Source organism: Bifidobacterium sp. LCP19S3_E9 (assembly GCF_052121135.1).
GTDB lineage: Bacteria > Actinomycetota > Actinomycetes > Actinomycetales > Bifidobacteriaceae > Bifidobacterium > Bifidobacterium thermacidophilum.
The window spans coordinates 1-1,342 of record NZ_JBQKEV010000019.1 but is presented as its reverse complement, the minus strand read 5'-3'; the positions used below and the strand labels follow the sequence as shown (position 1 = coordinate 1,342).

The 1,342-nt window shown below is 66.8% G+C and carries 1 protein-coding gene; it reads right to left on the bottom strand.

All coding sequences use genetic code 11. From position 1 onward, the window contains the following. Window positions 1–36 precede the first annotated feature (36 nt). On the bottom strand, window positions 37–1,209 hold the full coding sequence (locus ACTQYB_RS07995; RefSeq protein ID WP_015449742.1) for an IS256-like element ISBith1 family transposase: 1,173 nt from the start codon (window positions 1,207–1,209) through the stop codon (window positions 37–39). Window positions 1,210–1,342: the final 133 nt, after the last annotated feature.

Below are 1,342 nucleotides of genomic sequence, written 5' to 3'. Positions count from 1 at the left end.
GGAACTAAACGTGGTGTTTTAGACTTCCATTTTTGGTTAGTGGACGTGTCCTTTGCGGATGTAGAATCCAGGTTCGTTCGTCGGATCGTCGTGGTTGTTCGCCTGGATTCCATCACCGTATCCGTCGTCGTTCCCGTCCGTCGGCTCCCGGTCCTGTGTGCCGGCGGCCTGTTCCAGTCCCGCGATCAGGGCATATGGGTCCGGCGCGTGGCTGCGCATGTAGCACCTCCATTCGCATGCGCGCCTCATGTGTTCCTCGGGCAGGCCGTGGTGTTCGAGGAGGGTGCGTTTGACCAGCGAGTTGATCCCGCCCTCCAGCAGGTTGCTGGTACGCGGCACGGGACCGCCCGCCAGCAGCCCGGGGTCCAGGAACGCGAAGAGCTTGCCCTCCCTGAACAATCGCTCGAGCCGGCGGTAGCAGCGGCGCAGTTCCCCGTGCGTCCACCACCATTCCTGCCTGGAGGCCTTGGGATTGGCGGGATCGTCCTTCGCCCAGGTGCGTTCGGCGATGAAATCCCTCCACCGCCCGTGCCACGCGTTCAGCGCACCCGCCCATTGCGCGGCCTGCCCGGCCGTCCGGACGGAGGTCAGGGCATCGGACAGTTCCTTGAGCTCCCTGCCCGCCTGGAGCCTGGGCCTGGACGTCAGGTCGGCGCGGGTGTTGCGCTGCACGTGCACCAGGCAGCGTTGGATCCTCGTGCGCGGCCAGGCCTGGGCGCAGGCCCTCTCGATGCCGCGGAGCCCGTCCGAGACGAGGACGTCGGGCGCCGGTATCCGCGAGAACAGCGCGGCGTACGCGGCGGTGGACTCGTGCCCGCACCATTGGAATGCCACGGGTTCGCCGGTCAGCCCGTCGATGGCTATGAGCAGACACCAGCCATGGGCCATGTACGTGCCGTCGGCCATGATGACGTGGCGGACGACGCCGTCCGGCGGTATGGCCGGGCGGAGGCGCCAGCACCAGCCGACGCGCTTGCGGAACGCCCGCCCGTCCGCCCCGTCCATGTCCCACTGGCGTTTGCCGGACAGCAGCCAGTCGAGGAATTCCCCCAGCTGCGCGCGCCTGCGCCCGTCACGTCTCGGCGCCGTCGTGGAAAGCGCGCATCCCGGGCATTTCCATCGCTGCGCCCCCGCCTTGGTCCTGCCGTTCTTCCTCATCGGCCCGCCGCATACCGGGCACAGGCGCGCCCTTTTCGATTTCGTCCGCATGGCACCATGCAACCGCAGGGACCGGCACTCGGACGGCCTTTTTAACGACACGTCACGTTAAACGCACGCCGACACGCCTACAGCCACTTGGCCTGACCGGCATCATAAACACCACGTTTAGTTCCTATAGGCC